We start from the raw sequence: 18,097 nt of genomic DNA on the forward strand, positions 1-18,097 counted from the left end.
CAGCCTTTTTTCTACGCAAAATTTAGATCGTTTATTTAAGATAATTGGTATTACTCCCACTGCGGTCTAATGTGTAAGGCACTATGATATAAACGTTCATAATGTTTTGCAGAATCAGACCAATAAAAATGTGAACGCATTGCTTGCGTTTTTAAACGTAACATCTCTTCTGGGTGCTCAATATAAAGCAACAAAGCTCGTCTTAAAATGTTGAGTAGTTCATTCGCACTGGGTTCATAAAACATAAAGCCATTAGCGTTATCTGGGTCTTGATCATAATCGATTACCGTATCTTTTAAGCCACCTACGGCGCGGACAATAGGCAATGTACCGTACGCTAAGCTGTATAGTTGATTTAAACCACAAGGCTCGAAAATTGATGGCATTAAGAAGAAGTCTGAGCCTGCTTCAATAAGGTGTGATAACTCATTGCTGTAACCATTAATAAACTTAAAGTTGTCTGAATAATGTGCGGCTAGTGCGGTCAAATGCCCTGTAATTGCTGGGTCACCTGAGCCGACAATGACTAGCTGTACGTTATGTCTTAGAAAGCGTTCTAAAATTGGGATGATTAATGCAAACCCTTTCTGGTCGGTTAAGCGACATACCATTCCAAAAATAGGTGTATCATTAACCTGTAAACCCACCTCTTGTTGCAATGCTTTTTTGCATTTTTCTTTGCCAGATAAGTCATTACTATCAAAGTGGTAAGGTATTAGTTTATCTGTTTCTGGACTCCAATCGTTGTAGTCACAGCCATTTAAAATGCCTTCAAAATCGTGAATACGTTCAATGAAGTGGTCTGACATACCATGTGAGCCTAAAGTCGTTAATAACTCACTGGCGTAGTTTGGGCTGACCGTGTTGATTTTGTCAGCATAAATGACACCAACTTTTAAAAAATTTATATAGCTATAACTTTCTAAAACACGATCGTCCATACAAGAACTTACTTCTGGAATGAGGTTCAATTGAGATTTTTCGAATATACCCTGATAGGCAGAGTTATGGCTTGTAAGGACGGTTTTGGTATCGGTAAAATGAGTATTGCTATGAAACCGTGCTTTTAACAGGTAAGGAACCAAACCTGTATGCCAGTCATTACAATGAACAATATCCGGAGAAAAATCTTCTGCAATGGATGTTAATAAGGCAGCGATACCAAAAAAAGCAAAACGCTCTCCATTATCAGCATAAGCATTGTTTTCTTCGCCATATAAACCTGAACGATCAAAATAATGTGCATTATCAATAGCTAATACTTTTATGCCATCTAAAGAGAGTTCTTGCACTGCGAATGGAATATCTGGTCTTGCATTATCTGTTTTTAAATGCAGTTGGTGTATTTGTTGTGCGCTCTCTCGGTGCTCGATAGTACGATAAAATGGGGTGATGATAACAACTTCATGGCCCATATTACGAAGCTCTAATGGTAATGCTTTAGCTACATCTGCAAGGCCACCTGTTTTTGAGAATCCTTCCACTTCAGAAGAGATGAATAGGATTTTTAGTTTTTTAGAATCCATTGTAAACGCCTTTATTCGAGCATAAATATGCTGCTTATGGGTTAACTATTAAAGCCAATTCTAGCCCCTTTGGGGATAACGACTATTCCTTCATCTGAAACAGTGAAGCGCTTTCTATCATTGTCTAGGTCTATACCAATCTTAACACCGTCTGCAATTTCTACATCTTTATCAATAATAGTTTTGGTTATTTCACAGTTTTTGCCTATTTTAGTATCGCCTAATAACACCGATTGATAAACGTTTGTCCCCTCGTCAAGGAAGCAGTTAAATCCTAATACTGATTTTTCAACGGTGGCACCAATTATCAGCGCGCCATCAGAAATCAAAGATTTACGTATCGAGCAGGTGTTATCATCGTGATTTTGAAAGTTAGCGGCAGGCAGGGCAGGGTAATAAGTGTGCATTGGCCAAGCTCTATTATAAAAAGAGATGAGCGGCGTTGCTTTAATCAGATCCATATTCGCTTCCCAGTAAGACTCAATAGTACCTACATCGCGCCAATAAGATTCGCCATCTTCGTTGGGTATTTTATTGGTTGTAAAATCATAAACAAAAACCTCTTCTGTTTTTAATAGGTGAGGAATAATATCTTTACCAAAGTCATGGCTTGAGTGTTCATTTTCAGCATCTCTGATTAACTCTTTTTGTAGTGCGACTGAGTTAAAAATATAATTGCCCATCGAGGCGAGTACGTGATCAGGATCGCCCGGGATTGTTTTAGCATCTTCTACTGCAGGTTTCTCTGCAAAGCCGATCATCCTTCCGTTAACATCTACTTCGATAATACCGAAGTGATAGGCTTGTTCTTTGGGTAAGCGAATAGCGGATACTGTTAGGGTTGCCTTTTTCTTTTTATGAAATTCTATTTTTTGGCGGATATCCATTTTATAAATATGATCACTACCGAAAATGCAGACAATCTCGGCTTCATCTGCTTCAATAAATTGGATATTTTGATAGATAGCATCAGCGGTGCCCGTGTACCAATGTTTTCCTTTATTCATTTGAGCTGGAATCGCATCAATAAAGGTGTCGGTGAAGCTATTTAATTCCCATGCTTTACGTAAATGGTCATTCAGTGATTGAGATTTAAACTGTGTTAATACATAAATACGTAAGAGGTCAGAATTTACAAAATTATTTAATACACAATCAATAAGTCGATAACTACCGCCAAAAGGCACTGAAGGTTTAGTGCGTGATTGAGTGAGAGGGTAAAGACGAGAACCTTCACCGCCAGCTAAAATCATAGAGAGAACTTTTGCCATGAGTAAACCTTATATAAGTAATAAAAATAGCAAGATATATTATGTTAATTAATGCTTACGCAAAGCCTATACGACTGCCTTTACCAATTACTACAATGCCTTTTTCAGAAACAGTGAACTGTTTACGATCTTCTTCTAGATCTTCACCAATAACTGTATAAGGCGCGACTTCGACATTTTTATCTAAAATAACGTTAGTTAATCGAGCGCCTTTACCTATTTTTGCATTGCCTAAAAATACACATCCTTTGATTTTAACATCAGTACATAAATGACTTCTAAAACCAAGAATTGAGTTTTCTATTTCAGCACCATTAATATAAGACCCTGCGCCAATATGTGATTTAAATACGCTGCTTTCAGATGACCCTTGATCTCGAAAAGTGGCTGGAGGCAAGGGAGGGTGATAGGTATGTAATGGCCAGTTTTTGTTGTACAAAGAGATAGGCTGGTCATCATTTAATAGATCCATATGAGCTTCCCAGTAGGAGTCAATTGTACCTACATCACGCCAATAAGCATTTTCTGGCTCACCTGGAATTTGATTATCGTTAAAGTTATAAACAAACACTTTACCCTGTGGGAATAGTTTCGGGATAATGTCTTTACCAAAGTCATGGCTAGAAGTTTCATTGAATGCGTCTTTTTCTAATTCACTCAGCAAAGTATCGGTTTTAAAAATATAATTACCCATGGACGCTAATACATGGTCAGGATCACCAGGAATAGTTTTAGCCTCTTCATTGGAGGGCTTTTCTTCAAAGCCTATCATATGCCCAGCATTATCTATTTCAATAATGCCAAAGTGATGAGCTTGACTCTTTTGAACGCGAATAGCTGCAACAGTTAACTCTCCTCCCATTTTTTTGTGGTAGTCGACCATCTGTTGCACATCCATTTTATAAATATGATCACTGCCAAAAATACATACGTTGTCAGCTTTGCTTTTTTCAATGAATCGATAGTTTTGGTAAATGGCATCAGCGGTACCTGAATACCAGTTTTTATTAACGCGTTGCTGAGCTGGGATAGCTTCAATAAAACGATCTGATATACCTGATAAACGCCATGCTCGGCGGAGGTGGATGTTGAGAGATTGAGATTTAAATTGGGTAAGTACGTAGATTTTCATTAAGTCTGCATTAACGAAGTTATTTAATGCAAAATCAACTAACCTATAATTGCCGCCAAAAGGAACTGCTGGTTTACTTCGGTTTTGAGTTAATGGAAAAAGCCGAGAGCCTTCACCCCCAGCAAGTATCATAGCTAAAATATCAGCCATAGAACCTCCATGTATCTAAATTTTTAAAAAGTTATGCCTATTATCAAACTTATTAATAGCGTTCTCTTTAATGGTAGAGCAGCTGTCTGCTCTCAAACTTAGCGTTACTAATAAAGCACTGTTTACATTAATTTATGCCACCGCTAAATAACATATTTCTAACCATTAAGAGCATACCGTTAATATAATTAATACTGGAATGGCATAGCGCCTATTTCTTAATCTATTCAATTTTTGATACTAACAACATAACACTAAGGTAACAGAGTTACATGATAATTATTTGAGGCAACTCAATACTTTAAATTTATTATTTTGAGCATCTTCGCTAAATGTCTTATAAACCTGCATTAAAAGTGGTTCATATCGCAAAAATTTATTCGCTACTATAGTCAGCTTACCTTTTCTCTTTAAAAACTTAGCTGATTCATTGATAAACCCTTCTGCCGCATCATAGTTAGTCTTTTGACCTGAATGGAAAGGCGGGTTGGAAAGTAGTAAATCGTATTCTTTATTCACTTTTGAAAAGACATCTGATGCAAAAACATTAGCTTGTAAATTATTTTCAGCTAATGTTAACTTTGCACTCTCTAAAGCATAAACGTTTACATCAATTAAATCTAATGCTAATTGAGTATGCTTTTTTAGGAGGTAACAAGATAAGACGCCAGCACCACATCCAAAGTCTAAACCTTCACCGTGTAATCCATCTGGTAAATTATTGAGTAGTAATTCACTGCCTTTATCTAACTCACCAAAACTAAATACCCCTGGCAAAGAGCGTATGGTTAAGGTCACATCATTAATATTGAGTTGGTAATCTTTGATCCATTTTTGTTGATTAAATACGGCGACAGGCTTACTTAATTCTGCATAAATAATGCTACAATGTCGTGCAGAATCAATAGGATTACTATATTCTGAATAGGGTTTTAATAGGTTGGCGACACTCTTGATACCACATTTTTTTTCGCCAACAAGAACAATCCCAGCATTATGTTTTAAATGCGGCGTCAAGTTCGCCAATAAGTATTCAATTTCTGTTTTTGCTTTAGGGATATAGATTAATAGTAAGTCAAATTTTTGCTGAGCTTCATTACCTTGGTAATTGGCAGTAAAGTGAACATCTGAATTGCTTAGTTGATCTTTTAATTGTTCGTAATAACGGTAATCATTAAAACAAAATGTGCTTGATGATGCTATTGTTTGTAGGTGGATAGGATAATGATCATCGATATTGCCTGCGACTAATATTGATTTACCGGCAAATAAAGATTCGTTACGCTGTAAAACTTGGCTTGGATTTGAAAAAGTTGAGTGAAGTGCCATGAAAATTTCCTATTACAGCTTATTATTAGAAGCCTAAATGATGATGAAAATGCCATTATACCAATGGAAGTGGATAGTTGGCTCAGTATTATATTGTTATTTTAACTATTACTCACCTTTACCTTTAAAATAGTTTGTCACAAGGATGTTATGAAGTTCACTAATAAGTTTACGTTTATTACTAGTGCTATTGTGTTGACGTGTATTAGCTTGGTCTTAGTAGGAGGCTTGTTTAGTTTACGTTCACTTTCATTAAAGTATCATCAGCAAAGAATCGATAGCATTATCGAGGTGATTGAAAAGCAATTAGACAAGCAAACCACAGTGACCCAGTTCGATCACTGGTTGCCCGATCTACTCGATGCATCTGGTATTGTCCGTTTAGAAGTTAAACGTGATGACGTTACTGTTTATCAGAATTACTTTGAAAGTCGCGAATATTATCCAATGCGCTTACTACTTAGTTATTCTTACACGTTAGAAAAATACCCCAACGTACATCTTATTTTACATACCCGTCAGCCATTCTCAGAGTTGAAATTTACTTTTTGGCCTTTAGTTGGTATTGGTACCGCCATATTTTTGTCTTTGAGTTTATTATATTTTGCATTACGTTGGATTAAACGATCCTTCTATGGTGCTGAGCTATTAGAGCGACGCGCACGTTATTTATTGCAAAATAACCCAACGGCTCGTTTTGCGCAAAAAGGTGAGTGGCCTAAAGCTGCCAGCAAAGCGTTAGATGTGTTATCTGAACGGTTAGAAAATAGCCGTAAAGAACGAAGCGTATTTGATATTCATATTCGTGGAAAGGCTTTTTTAGATGAAGCAACGGGAATTGGAAACCGCCTGGCATTTGATAATCGACTCGATACCGTGGTAATGGACGAAAGCTTTGCTTCAAGTAGTTTGATATTAGTTAGTTTAACTGAATTAAGTACCCTTAAATATCGTTTTGGTAGTGCTGAAAGTGAAAAAATAATCGCACAAATGGTCGACCTGTTGAATCATTTTTGCCGCCGTTTTGATGATAGCTTTTACGGTAGAGCGAATAAATCTGAATTTGTTATCTTATTACCGCAGATGGATTACGATGAAACTAAAGTGGTCGCAAAACAACTCACTCGATCTCTGTTCCAATTACAATTACCCGACCCTGATATGATCGAAAACTTTTTCCACGTTGGAGTCGTTAACTTTCCCTATGGTAGTAAAACTGAGCTTATTATCGATGATGTTAACCGTGCTGTATTAGTTGCTGAACATCAGAAAATGAGTGGATGGCATATCTCTGAAGAAAACCTAAAACATACTGTTATTGCTAAAGGCACTGTTCGTTGGCGCACTTTATTATCAGATGTGTTAGAGAAAAAATCGCTGTTGTTATATCAGCAACATGTGATGGAGCGAGATGCTGTCGGGATTGTTTACTCTGAGTTATGGCCACGTATTCTAGGTGATGACCAAGAAGTTATTTCTGCAGGTACTTTTATGCCAATGGCAGAGAAGTGTGGACTACAGGCGCAGATAGACAGACAAATGTTAGAAAAGGTCCTGGCGCTGTTAGTGCAAAGAGGAGAGGCATCTACACCAATTTCTGTGAATGTGTGTTCTCATTTATTGATGAATAAAGAAAACTATAAGTGGTTCTTATTCGAACTTATGCAGAAGCCTAAAAAACTGCGTAATAATCTAGTGATTGAGATTTCGGAACATTTGATTGATAAACATTATTATCCTTTACGTACAGCGATTGTTCCATTACAAAAAATAGGTTGTCAGGTAGCGATTGATAATGTGGGTAAATACGTTATTAATACTCAATATATTTTAGATTTTAATATCGATTACTTAAAATTACACAGCAGTTTAGTAAGAGATATTCATCTTAGAAGTACTAATCAAGTAGCAGTGCAAAGTTTGCTGGCTAGCTGTTTAAATAGTGATGCAAAAGTGATTGCAGTTGGAGTTGAAAACCAACAGGAGTGGAAGTGCTTACTTCGCTTGGGGGTCTATGCAGGGCAAGGAAACTTATTTACTTCGCCTAAACGAATGCGAGTTATAGATATTCGTTAATGCTATATTTAAATACGCTGTTAATAAATTAAAATTTATCAAGTAACCTCAATCCTGCTAAGCCTTGTAAGCCTCCAGTATGCAAGGCTACTATATTGCTTCCTCTAGGAAAGTAATCTTGTTCGATTAACTGCCATAAAGCATAAAACATTTTTCCCGTATATATAGGCTCTACAGGAATTCTAGTGTCATTAGTAAATTGGTGACAAAAATCAGTCAATAGTTTAGTTACCTTTCCATACCCTCCTTGATGGTGCTGAGTATGTAAGTGCCAACTAACTTCATGCTCTTCACCAACCCATTGTTTGATATTATGTTTCAGATATAAAGCGTCTTTTAGGACTGCAATACCATGCACTTGCGTTGTTGGGCTGTACTTAAATGCACCATTAATTAAACCGGCTAATGTGCCGGCACTTCCCGTTGCCGTAAATACATGATCAATCGTCTTTGAATGTTGTTCGACCAATTCAATCATAATTTCTTCTACACCTGGAATCGCTAAGGCATTACTGCCACCTTCAGGGATCAGATAAGCTTCTGGATATTGTTCCTTTAATGTTGATAAATATTCTGTTTGGTCTTTTAAACGATATGTTTTTCGGTCGACAAATTGCAATGTCATTCCCCATTGCTGGGCCTGAGATAAAGTTGGGTTATTAGCATAATGAGCTTCACCTCTAATGATACCTGTCGATTTAAATTTAAAATGATGACAGGCAGCAGCTAATGCATGGATATGGTTAGAGAAAGCACCGCCAAAGCTGAGTATATGTTTTTTTTGTTGAGCTTCAGCATCTAATAAATTGTATTTTAACTTACGCCATTTATTTCCGGCTATTTCTGGATGTAATAAATCGTCACGCTTTACCGATAAATGGATCCCTTTTTCTGTCAACAATTGATGCGTAATTACTTGTAAAGGACTTGCATTTATTTGCTGATATATAGTGCTGCCATGAATACTCATTATTTTTCTACCTTCTAAAGCTGCTATATCAATTTAATCGTCTGCCATTAAGTTAATCAAAATGTTATTGCCTTAATGGCTATTCTTTTACAAAACTATAACGAGATGTCTATTTCGATAAAAAATAAGTAAATAACAGGACCTTAGATTAAAGAATGCATTTATAAATTGTCTTTTTATTGCGCAAGCACTGCTTTTTCTGAAAAAAAACAAGCCCCCTGTGATATATGCATCAAATTGGTGATTAAACAGATCCATATCTTTCAGAGTCATGTCAGTCTGTTAACAAGTTCATAACACTTAGAGTGAGATGGATAGGTGAAATATGTGTATTTTGAATTTCACCTTATTGTTTTAAAACAAGACGTTTAATCTAATTTTACATGGAGTTTAACATGCTGAAGTCTTTATATAAAAAAACCTTAGTCGCTGCAGTTGTGATGGTCACAAGTGTAAATGTGTTTGCAGCAGATAAAGTTTATCGTTTGAAACTTGCTGAATCATGGGGGCCTAATTTTCCCGTTTTTGGTGATTCAGTTAAAAATATGGTCAAGATGGCTGAAGAGATGTCAAATGGCCGTTTGAAAATTCGTGTTGATTCGGCAAATAAGCATAAGTCTGCCTTCGGTGTCTTTGATATGGTGAAAAGTGGCCAGTATGATATGGGGCATTCTGCAAGTTATTACTATAAAGGCAAAGTGCCAAACACTCTATATTTTACTACTATGCCTTTTGGAATGACAGCTATGGAGCAATACGCTTGGTTCCAATATGGAGGTGGTCAGGAGCTGATGGATGAAGTGTATGCCCCTCATAACTTAGTTGCCTTTCCAGGAGGGAATACTGGTGTACAAATGGGTGGTTGGTTCCGAAAAGAGATCAATAACCTCGATGACTTAAAAAATCTAAAAATGCGTATCCCAGGTTTTGCTGGTGAAGTACTAGCAAAATTAGGCGCAACGCCAGTAAATATCCCACCAGGTGAGTTATACACTGCTCTAGAACGTAATACTATTGATGCATTGGAGTGGGTTGGTCCTTCATTAGATCTTCGTATGGGGTTTCATAAAATAGCGCCTTTCTATTACATGGGCTGGCATGAACCTGCTACAGAGTTAATGTTTATTATTAACAAAAAGAAACTAGATTCATTACCTGCTGATCTACAAGCAATTTTAAAAGTTGCTATGCATAAAGCGTCTTACGATATGTATGTACAATCGTACGCTTCAAGTGCTGAAAACTGGGCTGAAATGACATCTGAATTCCCTGATATCAAGGTGAAAACCTTCCCCGCTGAAGTTTTAACTGCAATGAAGAAAGCTAACGATGAAATTCTTTCTGAAAAAGCTGCAAGTGATGAAATGGCCGCTAAAATCATCAAATCTCAACAAGACTATTTAAAACTAGTACGAGTATGGACGGATATTTCAGAGTTTGGTTATATTCAAAGCACTAAAGAATAGTTGTTTGATTATTAAAAGTGGCACTATTGATTGTGTCGCTTTTAGTTTTTTGCTTATCCACTCTTTATCTACAAGGAATATTATTAGATGGAAAGCCTGCAAAATGTATTTGATCGTTTCTCTGATATTGTTGGAAAGATTGCAGCCACATTAATGATTTTATTATTGATTAATGTTTTTTACGATGTGGTTGCACGTTATTTTTTTAAATCCAGTTCAATCGGACTACAAGAGTTAGAATGGCATTTATTTGCGTCGATGTTTTTATTGGGCATTGCCTATACCCTCAAGGAAGAAGGGCATGTACGAGTTGATATTATTTATGAAAGTTTAAGCAGCAAAGGAAAAGCATGGATTAATTTTCTTGGTTGTTTATTTTTCTTACTTCCATTTTGTGCATTGGTTATATGGTATGGCTACAGCTTCGCTTTAGAATCTTATAACTTGCAAGAAACCAGTGGTGATCCTGGTGGTTTATCTCATCGTTGGATCATTAAATCAATGATTCCTTTCTCTGCATTAGCGTTAGCATTAAGTGGTTTTGGTGTGCTTATAAAAAGCTTGCGCAGCATAGTCAATCACAACATTTAAAGGGAATTTTATGATTGGTATTATTATGTTTGGGGTGGCGTTATTGCTGCTATTAACAGGTTTTCCTGTGGCCTTTGTGTTTGCTGGCGTTGCCTTAATCTTTGGTATTTTTGCAGAGGGCGTAGAGTTATTTGCTTTTATGCCTTATCGCATCATGAGCATCATGGAAAACTCAATCATGATGGCTGTTCCGATGTTTATCTTTATGGGGAATATTCTACAAAAAACTAAATTAGCAGAGCAGTTGTTAGAAGCTATGGGGCAATTGTTTGGACGTGTGCGAGGTGGAGTTGCAGTTTCAACTATCTTAGTTGGATGTCTGTTAGCTGCTTCGACAGGCGTAGTTGGTGCTTCTGTTGTGGCGATGGGAGTTATCTCTTTACCTGTTATGTTGAAGTATAACTACGATAAGAAATTAGCTACTGGTGTTATTTGTGCTTCAGGAACATTAGGACAAATTATTCCTCCTTCTATTATTCTTATTATACTTGGGGATGTGATGGGAGTGCCGGTTGGGGACCTGTTTAGAGCAGCTGTCTTCCCTGGTGCAATATTAGTTGGTGCGTTTATTTTATATGTTTTAGTTTACGCTTACTTTAAACCTGAGTCTGCGCCAGCTTTACCTGAATCGGCTTTAGATGGTACAAGTGGAATAACTCCTTATTGGATAGCTTTTAAAGCAATAGCGCCGCCATTAACACTTATTTTTGCTGTGTTGGGATCTATTTTTTATGGAATTGCAACGCCGACAGAGTCTTCAGCTATTGGTGGGGTAGGCGCTATTATCTTAGCCATAATCTATAGACAATGTTCGTGGAAAGTTATTTGGGAATCTTCTATTGAAACTCTCAAAGTGACTTCAATGGTATTTGCAATCTTTATTGGTGCAACGGCATTTTCTATGGTGTTCTCTTACACTGGTGGTGAAGAGATTATTGAAGAGATCATGTTTAGTTTACCGGGTGAAAAATGGGGCTTCTTGATTATCTCTATGCTGGTTATTTTGGTATTAGGATTCTTCATCGACTTTGTTGAAATATCGTTTATTGTGGTGCCAATGTTATACCCTATTGCGGAAATGATGGGAATTGATTTAACTTGGTTTGCGATATTAATTGCGATGAATTTACAAACTTCCTTTTTAACACCCCCCTTTGGTTTCAGCCTCTTTTACTTAAAAGGTGTCGCTCCTCCACAGGTAAAAACAATGGATATCTATAAAGGAGTTATTCCTTTCATTGGATTGCAGTTATTAGTATTAGCTTCAATCGTGATATTCCCAGGTTTTTATGGGTTTGAATAATTAACCATTATTAGTTTATGCATGTCACTTAAAGCCTCTTCAATAGAGGCTTTTGTGTATTTGATAGAAAATTTAAGATTGCAGCAATATTGAAAATAAGGGATATTTATAAAGTCTTATCGATTAAACGAGTAATCATATCAATCATAATAAATAGCTTATCTATTTTACTTGTTAAAATTGTTTACTTCTTCGTTGTAAATTTAGTAAAGAGAACAGCCATTTACGTTAATTTACGTATTAAATTAAACTGTTTTTACTGCGTAAAATTTAGATGACATAGTCAATGTAATCGGTATCTTTTTATCTCAATCTTTTATTTTATTATTACTTAAGGACCCTAATGTTAGAAATTGTTGTCATTTATCTTGCTGCAGCACTTGCCGCTGTTCCTATTGCTAAACGCCTTGGGTTAGGCTCTGTTTTAGGTTATTTATTAGCTGGAATTCTAATAGGGCCGTTTGCACTTGGTTTAGTGGGAGACCAATCTGAAGTTTTGCATTTTGCAGAGTTTGGGGTGGTTATGATGCTTTTTTTAATTGGCTTAGAGCTTCAGCCTAGCCGTTTGTGGAAATTACGTCATTCAATCGTGTTGCAAGGTGGTTTGCAAGTTGGCTTAAGTACCTTATTAATTTGGGGGGCTTGTTACTTATTATTTGATATGCGCTGGCAAACTGCATTGGCGTTAGGGCTAATGCTCGCTTTATCATCAACAGCGATTGTCTTACAAACGTTGACAGAAAAAGGCTGGATTAAGCAACCAGCTGGACAAAACACTTTCTCAATTTTACTTTTCCAGGACATAGCCGTAATTCCTATTTTAGCATTACTGCCATTATTAGCTTTTAGTGATGTAAGTTCTGATATTGAGACTAATGGTAGTTTAATTGAAGATTTTCCTGCATGGGGACAGGTAGGAGTCTCTTTATTAGTTATTAGCGGTATCTACTTTGTTGGTAAGTACGTTTCTACTCCTTTGTTTCGCTATATTGCTGAGACACGTTTAAGGGAAATCTTCACTGTTTTTACACTCTTTTTAGTGGTCTCTATTGCCTTAATCATGCAAAAGATCGGCTTGTCTCCTGCATTAGGGACTTTCTTAGCTGGCGTTGTCTTAGCTGAAAGTGAGTTCAGACATGAGTTAGAAACAGACATAGAGCCTTTTAAGGGGCTCTTATTAGGCTTATTCTTTATTGCTGTAGGCGCATCCATTGATTTCCAACTGTTATCTGAACAGTTTGTACTAATTATGGGGTTAGTTATTGGTTTAATTGTACTTAAAGGTATTGTTTTATATGGGATTGCATTGCTGTTTAAACTCAAGTCCAAACAAAAGATCTTATTCACATTAGCTTTGGCACAGGGAGGTGAGTTTGCATTTGTACTCATTTCATTGACCGGTACATTGAATATACTTACTCCTGAAGAATCTAAAATAACAACTTTAGTCGTCGCTATTTCTATGTTGTTTGCGCCGGTTTTATTGATGATATACGAACATGTACTACTAAAAGATAAGTATACGAGTTCGTACGATGATCCTGAACAATTAGAATCAACTGATCATGTGATTATTGTCGGTTATGGACGTTTTGGACAAGTAGTAGGGCGTTTATTAACTGCCCAAGGTTATCACCTATCTATTTTAGACCACAGCCCAGCACAGATTGATTTAGTGCGTCGTTTTGGAATCAAGGTGTTTTATGGTGATGCAGCGCGTGGAGACCTGTTAAAGTCAGCTGGAGCAGATGAAGCTAAGCTATTAGTGGTTGCGGTAGATGAAGCTGAAAAGTCTTTACAGATAATTGATATCGCACAAAAATATTTCCCTAACTTAAAAATAGTTGTGCGTGCTATCGATAGAACACATGCTTATCGTATTCTTCAAAAAGGCGTGCATACCTTTAGGCGGGAAAGTTTTGATTCAGCGGTTAATCTAGGTGTTGATGCATTAAAATTATTAGGTGAATCTTCTGAATTTGCAGAGAAAGCTGGTGACTTGTTCAAGCAATATGACGAAAGTGCATTAGAAGAATTAGCTGATGTTTGGGGAGATGATAAACATTATGGAGCTGCAGTGCGCCAACACTTAGCAGATCTAAAACAAGTACTAGATAATGATAAGTTACAAAATCAACAACAGGCTGAACAACAAGATAAAAGTAACTTTTAATGCCAATTACATTTTGTACAGGGGAAGTGACTGAATTCAAGGCGTGCTTTACGCTTTTCGAGGATTAACTTGGTTATACCAATCCCAATAAATGAGTATGATGAGTCTTAGGGCTTTTATAATATACCCACAAAAAAGCCAGCTAATAGCTGGCTTTTTATTAAGAAGTTTCAAAGTAAGTTTATTTAACTTCTTTACCCGATGCTTGTAAATCAGCATGGTACGAAGAGCGAACTAATGGACCACAAGCCGCATGTTCAAAACCTACTGACTTAGCCATTTCACCTAATGCATCAAACTCTTCTGGTGGAACATAACGTTCTACTGCAAGATGTTGTAAACTAGGTTGTAGGTATTGTCCGAGTGTAAGCATTGTTACACCGTGATCTGCAAGGTCTCTAATAACGGTTTCGATTTGCTCGTTACTTTCACCTAAGCCCATCATTACACCTGATTTAGTAGGTACAGTAGGGTGTTGCTCTTTGAATTTTTTTAGCAGTTGTAATGACCATTTATAATCAGCACCTGGACGAACTTGCTTGTATAAATGTGGTGCTGTTTCGAGGTTATGGTTAAATACATCTGGTACATCTTTTTCAAAACACGCTAATGCTTTATCCATACGTCCTTTAAAGTCAGGTACTAAGATTTCAATCTTAATAGTTGGATTTAATAAGCGTATTTCTCGGATACAATCGGCAAAGTGTTGTGCGCCACCATCACGCAAATCATCACGGTCAACTGAAGTAATTACTACGTATTTTAACTTCATGTCTTTGATCGTTTCTGCTAGTTTCTTTGGTTCATCTTTATCGACAGCTAAAGGTTTGCCATGGCCAACATCACAGAATGGACAACGACGAGTACAGATATCACCTAGGATCATAAAGGTTGCAGTACCGTGGTTAAAACATTCGTTTAAGTTAGGACAAGAAGCTTCCTCACAAACAGAGTGTAATTTGTTTTTACGTAATGCCGCTTTGATTTCACTAACACGTGTATTATCCGCTGCTAATTTAATCTTCATCCACGATGGTTTTTTAAGTACCGTGTTTTTATCTGAAGGAATAACTTTAATAGGGATGTGAGACATTTTATCTGCATCGCGCAGTTTGTTGCCCGCAGTTAATTGGCTTGGCTTAGTGTTCATTAATAAAACTCTCTATCTGTGTATAGTGTAAATTTTGATTCAATTTCTCAATCAATAGCGGTGATAACTCAGCAACAGAGGCGTCAATACCTAAGTCACGACATTGAGTCATCTCTAACCCTGCATAACCACACGGGTTAATTTGTAAAAAAGGCTTGAGATCCATATCCACATTCAAGGCTAAACCATGAAATGAGCAACCTTTGCGGATCTTCAATCCTAATGAAGCAATTTTTTTACCGTCAACATAAACACCTGGCGCATCAGGCTTGGCAATAGCAGTTACATTGTAGTCAGCTAATAAGTCGATAATAGCTTGCTCTATGATGCTCACTAAGCTTCGTACGTTGAAGTCTTTACGACGAATGTTAATTAGCAAGTAGGCGATTAATTGCCCAGGCGCATGGTGAGTTATTTGTCCACCACGGTCACTTTTAACAACAGGTATATCTGAAGTTCTTAACAAATGCTCCGCTTTACCTGCAAGCCCTTGTGTGAATACCGGTGTATGCTCTACTAACCAAATTTCATCGGTCGTATCTTGATTGCGTTGCTCAGTAAAATCACTCATTGCTTGCCAAGTTTCTTGGTAAGGTTTGATACCTAAATAGCGAATGATTAGTTTGTCTTGAATTGCAGTCATGTTAATGGCTTATAAAATGTAACGTACAAGATCGAGTTTATTCAAAGCAGTATAAATTTCTTCAATTTGCTCTTTACTATTCACGATGACAGGAATCGACAATGAATGATAAGTGCCTTTAGAACTTGGTTTAACTGTTGGTGCATAATCACCCGGTGCAATTTTTTGAACAACAGATAATACATCTGGAATAAGTTGTGGGTCAGCAAGGCCCATTACTTTGAATGAAAAGTTACATGGAAATTCAAGTAATTCATCAAATTTAGTATTCAATGCCATGATTGGTTCCTGAGCAAGTTAGATATTGGAAAGTGAGGACATGCCTCACTTTTAATTATTTGGTTATTGTTATACCTGAGTATGAACGGTATATATGGGGACTATTTTAACCAAACCAACCAATAAACAATAATTTTATGTAATCAATAATACGGCTGAAAATACCACCTTCTTCAACAGTTTCTAAGGCGATTAAATCGTAACTTGCCACTGCTTCATCAGCTAATGTGTAATTAACCTGGCCTACTTTGTCACCTTTTTGAATTGGTGCGCGTAGTTCGTTATCGATAACGAAATCCGCTTTTAAGTTTTGAGATTGATTACGTGGTAGCGTTAATGGAGTATCAACAGGAACACCCAAACGAATGTTTGCTTGTGTACCCATCCAAATGCGCTCATTAGCTAGTTGATCATTCGCTTTATAAGGAGTGATTGTTTCAAAGAAACGGAAACCCCAGTTCAATAATTTTTTGCTTTCAACTTTACGCGCTTCATCTGAGCGAGTACCCATTACAACACTGATTAGACGCATACCGTCTTTGGTTGCTGAAGAGACTAAGCTGTAACCTGCTGCGCTAGTGTGGCCTGTTTTCATACCATCTACATTTAAGCTTTTATCCCATAACAAACCGTTACGGTTGTACTGCACGATGCCATTGTATTTGAATGATTTCTCGCTGTAGATTTTGTACTCATTTGGTACATCAGTAATAATAGCTTTAGCTAATATCGCCATGTCTTTAGCGGTTGTATGATGACCATCAGCATGTAAACCGTGGCTGTTTACAAAGTGTGTATCATTCATGCCTAACTGCGCGGCCCATGAGTTCATTAAATCAGCAAAAGCTGATTCACTACCAGCAATATGCTCTGCCATTGCTACACAAGCATCATTACCTGATTGAATGATGATGCCTCTGTTCAAATCTTCAACAGTCACTTCTTTACCCACTTCGATAAACATTTTTGAAGAGTCAGGGAAGTTTTTAGACCAAGCATTATTCGAAATAGTTACTTTATCTGACAACTTTAAGTTACCAGACTTTAACTCCTGTCCGATGATATAGCTGGTCATCATTTTAGTTAAAGAAGCAGGCTCTAATGTTTCTTCACTATTGTTTTCAGAAAGGACTTTTCCAGAATCAAAGTCTATTAATAGGTAGCCTTTGGCTGCTATTGATGGAGCTTTAGGAACAATCATTGGAGCGGCTAGCGCATTAATACTAAGTAAGAAAGTGATAAGCAGTAGGCTTATTTTTTTCATGTTACATACCTTCAAGGTTGTTAAGTCGAAAAATTGTTACGCACTATAGCAGATGAAGCTTTATTTGCTAAGGGCTAAGCAGGTTAGTTGGTTAATTATTTTTTATTTCATGGTCATTGATACCGGAGAGATAAAGGGTTAAATGCTTACAAAAGCGACTTTGCGATGGTTAAAAATCGGCTTTTATTGGCATGAAGAAACATGACAATCAAGCATTTACAAAGTTCATTAATTGTTTTCTTGATAAAGATTTTATCTGGTTCATATCGGTGCGTCGTTCGCTTTATTACTGCACCTTTATGGTGCGCTTGGGATATGTAATTAGGAGTGCTTGTTTGTTAAGTTATTGTTATTAATGAATTAATATTTTCTGGCACGTTAGTTGTTAATAGATGACTATGAACAAACGTTTAATACACTTTAAAGGAATATATGATGAAAATGTTAACCGCAATTATTAAACCATTTAAATTAGATGAAGTACGTGAAGCTGTAATGGGTATTGGTATAGCAGGTGTCACGGTTTCTGAAGTTAAAGGTTTTGGTCGTCAAAAGGGCCACACAGAGTTGTACCGTGGTGCAGAATACCAAGTTGATTTTTTACCTAAAGTGAAATTAGAGATTGCGGTTAAAGACGAAGATATCGAACGTTTAGTTGAGGCTATTATTAGCGCAGCTAATACAGGGAAAGTAGGTGATGGTAAGATTTTCATTCAGCCATTAGAGCAAGTCGTTCGTATTCGTACTGGCGAATTCGACGAAGAAGCACTTTAA

Annotated in this window: 15 protein-coding genes; 6 read left to right on the forward strand and 9 right to left on the reverse strand. The window is 36.9% G+C overall.

The genetic code is table 11. The features are described from left to right. Nucleotides 1-50: 50 nt before the first annotated feature. From glgA to rsmC, 4 genes are all read right to left on the reverse strand, one after another. On the reverse strand, nucleotides 51-1,526 hold the full coding sequence (glgA, locus tag V5290_RS08450) for a glycogen synthase GlgA (RefSeq protein WP_333384027.1): 1,476 nt from the start codon (nucleotides 1,524-1,526) through the stop codon (nucleotides 51-53). A gap of 41 nt (nucleotides 1,527-1,567) precedes the next feature. Continuing rightward, nucleotides 1,568-2,797 carry a glucose-1-phosphate adenylyltransferase gene (glgC, locus tag V5290_RS08455; RefSeq protein WP_333384029.1) on the reverse strand — a complete coding sequence of 410 codons (1,230 nt, stop codon included), beginning with the start codon at nucleotides 2,795-2,797 and terminating at the stop codon, nucleotides 1,568-1,570. 55 nt (nucleotides 2,798-2,852) lie between these two features. Then, nucleotides 2,853-4,079, reverse strand: coding sequence for a glucose-1-phosphate adenylyltransferase (gene glgC, locus V5290_RS08460; protein ID WP_333384032.1), 1,227 nt, complete (start codon nucleotides 4,077-4,079; stop codon nucleotides 2,853-2,855). 279 nt (nucleotides 4,080-4,358) lie between these two features. Then, nucleotides 4,359-5,408, reverse strand: a complete 1,050-nt coding sequence (gene rsmC / locus V5290_RS08465) for a 16S rRNA (guanine(1207)-N(2))-methyltransferase RsmC (RefSeq protein WP_333384035.1) — start codon at nucleotides 5,406-5,408, stop codon at nucleotides 4,359-4,361. A gap of 150 nt (nucleotides 5,409-5,558) precedes the next feature. Here rsmC and V5290_RS08470 point away from each other — a divergent pair, with 150 nt between their 5' ends. Then, entirely contained in the window at nucleotides 5,559-7,484 is a 1,926-nt protein-coding gene (locus tag V5290_RS08470; protein ID WP_333384038.1) for an EAL domain-containing protein, read from the forward strand. 28 nt (nucleotides 7,485-7,512) lie between these two features. On the opposite strand, the gene V5290_RS08475 is transcribed toward V5290_RS08470, so the two are convergent. After that, on the reverse strand, nucleotides 7,513-8,454 hold the full coding sequence (locus V5290_RS08475) for a 1-aminocyclopropane-1-carboxylate deaminase/D-cysteine desulfhydrase (RefSeq protein ID WP_333384041.1): 942 nt from the start codon (nucleotides 8,452-8,454) through the stop codon (nucleotides 7,513-7,515). 395 nt (nucleotides 8,455-8,849) lie between these two features. Here V5290_RS08475 and V5290_RS08480 point away from each other — a divergent pair, with 395 nt between their 5' ends. The 4 genes from V5290_RS08480 (at nucleotide 8,850) to V5290_RS08495 (ending at nucleotide 13,987) form a co-directional block, all read left to right on the forward strand. Further along, nucleotides 8,850-9,920, forward strand: a complete 1,071-nt coding sequence (locus V5290_RS08480) for a TRAP transporter substrate-binding protein (RefSeq protein ID WP_333384043.1) — start codon at nucleotides 8,850-8,852, stop codon at nucleotides 9,918-9,920. Between the two features lie 87 nt (nucleotides 9,921-10,007). After that, nucleotides 10,008-10,511 carry a TRAP transporter small permease subunit gene (locus tag V5290_RS08485; RefSeq protein WP_333384047.1) on the forward strand — a complete coding sequence of 168 codons (504 nt, stop codon included), beginning with the start codon at nucleotides 10,008-10,010 and terminating at the stop codon, nucleotides 10,509-10,511. Nucleotides 10,512-10,521: 10 nt separating this feature from the next. Then, the gene (locus tag V5290_RS08490) at nucleotides 10,522-11,814 is read left to right on the forward strand and encodes a TRAP transporter large permease subunit (RefSeq protein WP_333384050.1); all 1,293 of its coding nucleotides are present in this window, start codon (nucleotides 10,522-10,524) and stop codon (nucleotides 11,812-11,814) included. A gap of 343 nt (nucleotides 11,815-12,157) precedes the next feature. Further along, nucleotides 12,158-13,987: a monovalent cation:proton antiporter-2 (CPA2) family protein gene (locus V5290_RS08495; protein WP_333384053.1), complete on the forward strand. Its 1,830-nt coding sequence runs from the start codon at nucleotides 12,158-12,160 to the stop codon at nucleotides 13,985-13,987. A gap of 181 nt (nucleotides 13,988-14,168) precedes the next feature. On the opposite strand, the gene lipA is transcribed toward V5290_RS08495, so the two are convergent. The 4 genes from lipA to V5290_RS08515 all read right to left on the reverse strand — a co-directional run bounded on the left by lipA (nucleotide 14,169) and on the right by V5290_RS08515 (nucleotide 17,323). Then, nucleotides 14,169-15,137, reverse strand: coding sequence for a lipoyl synthase (lipA, locus tag V5290_RS08500; RefSeq protein ID WP_333384056.1), 969 nt, complete (start codon nucleotides 15,135-15,137; stop codon nucleotides 14,169-14,171). After that, nucleotides 15,127-15,780, reverse strand: coding sequence for a lipoyl(octanoyl) transferase LipB (gene lipB / locus V5290_RS08505; protein ID WP_333384059.1), 654 nt, complete (start codon nucleotides 15,778-15,780; stop codon nucleotides 15,127-15,129). The genes lipA and lipB overlap by 11 nt, the downstream gene beginning before the upstream one ends. Before the next feature lie 9 nt (nucleotides 15,781-15,789). Beyond that, nucleotides 15,790-16,059, reverse strand: coding sequence for a DUF493 family protein YbeD (ybeD, locus tag V5290_RS08510; RefSeq protein WP_333384061.1), 270 nt, complete (start codon nucleotides 16,057-16,059; stop codon nucleotides 15,790-15,792). Nucleotides 16,060-16,165: 106 nt separating this feature from the next. Next, nucleotides 16,166-17,323, reverse strand: a complete 1,158-nt coding sequence (locus V5290_RS08515) for a D-alanyl-D-alanine carboxypeptidase family protein (protein ID WP_333384064.1) — start codon at nucleotides 17,321-17,323, stop codon at nucleotides 16,166-16,168. Between the two features lie 435 nt (nucleotides 17,324-17,758). On the opposite strand from V5290_RS08515, the gene V5290_RS08520 reads away from it, so the two are divergent. Continuing rightward, a complete protein-coding gene (locus V5290_RS08520; protein WP_290039113.1) occupies nucleotides 17,759-18,097 on the forward strand; it encodes a P-II family nitrogen regulator in 339 nt (112 codons plus the stop codon).

This window comes from Psychromonas arctica (assembly GCF_036697365.1).
GTDB lineage: Bacteria > Pseudomonadota > Gammaproteobacteria > Enterobacterales > Psychromonadaceae > Psychromonas > Psychromonas arctica_A.

Coding starts and splice junctions, on each gene's coding strand:
- glgA (WP_333384027.1), bottom strand. CDS start 1,526: ATGGATTCTAAAAAACTAAAAATCCTATTCATCTCTTCTGAAGTGGAA.
- glgC (WP_333384029.1), bottom strand. CDS start 2,797: ATGGCAAAAGTTCTCTCTATGATTTTAGCTGGCGGTGAAGGTTCTCGT.
- glgC (WP_333384032.1), bottom strand. CDS start 4,079: ATGGCTGATATTTTAGCTATGATACTTGCTGGGGGTGAAGGCTCTCGG.
- rsmC (WP_333384035.1), bottom strand. CDS start 5,408: ATGGCACTTCACTCAACTTTTTCAAATCCAAGCCAAGTTTTACAGCGT.
- V5290_RS08470 (WP_333384038.1), top strand. CDS start 5,559: ATGAAGTTCACTAATAAGTTTACGTTTATTACTAGTGCTATTGTGTTG.
- V5290_RS08475 (WP_333384041.1), bottom strand. CDS start 8,454: ATGAGTATTCATGGCAGCACTATATATCAGCAAATAAATGCAAGTCCT.
- V5290_RS08480 (WP_333384043.1), top strand. CDS start 8,850: ATGCTGAAGTCTTTATATAAAAAAACCTTAGTCGCTGCAGTTGTGATG.
- V5290_RS08485 (WP_333384047.1), top strand. CDS start 10,008: ATGGAAAGCCTGCAAAATGTATTTGATCGTTTCTCTGATATTGTTGGA.
- V5290_RS08490 (WP_333384050.1), top strand. CDS start 10,522: ATGATTGGTATTATTATGTTTGGGGTGGCGTTATTGCTGCTATTAACA.
- V5290_RS08495 (WP_333384053.1), top strand. CDS start 12,158: ATGTTAGAAATTGTTGTCATTTATCTTGCTGCAGCACTTGCCGCTGTT.
- lipA (WP_333384056.1), bottom strand. CDS start 15,137: ATGAACACTAAGCCAAGCCAATTAACTGCGGGCAACAAACTGCGCGAT.
- lipB (WP_333384059.1), bottom strand. CDS start 15,780: ATGACTGCAATTCAAGACAAACTAATCATTCGCTATTTAGGTATCAAA.
- ybeD (WP_333384061.1), bottom strand. CDS start 16,059: ATGGCATTGAATACTAAATTTGATGAATTACTTGAATTTCCATGTAAC.
- V5290_RS08515 (WP_333384064.1), bottom strand. CDS start 17,323: ATGAAAAAAATAAGCCTACTGCTTATCACTTTCTTACTTAGTATTAAT.
- V5290_RS08520 (WP_290039113.1), top strand. CDS start 17,759: ATGAAAATGTTAACCGCAATTATTAAACCATTTAAATTAGATGAAGTA.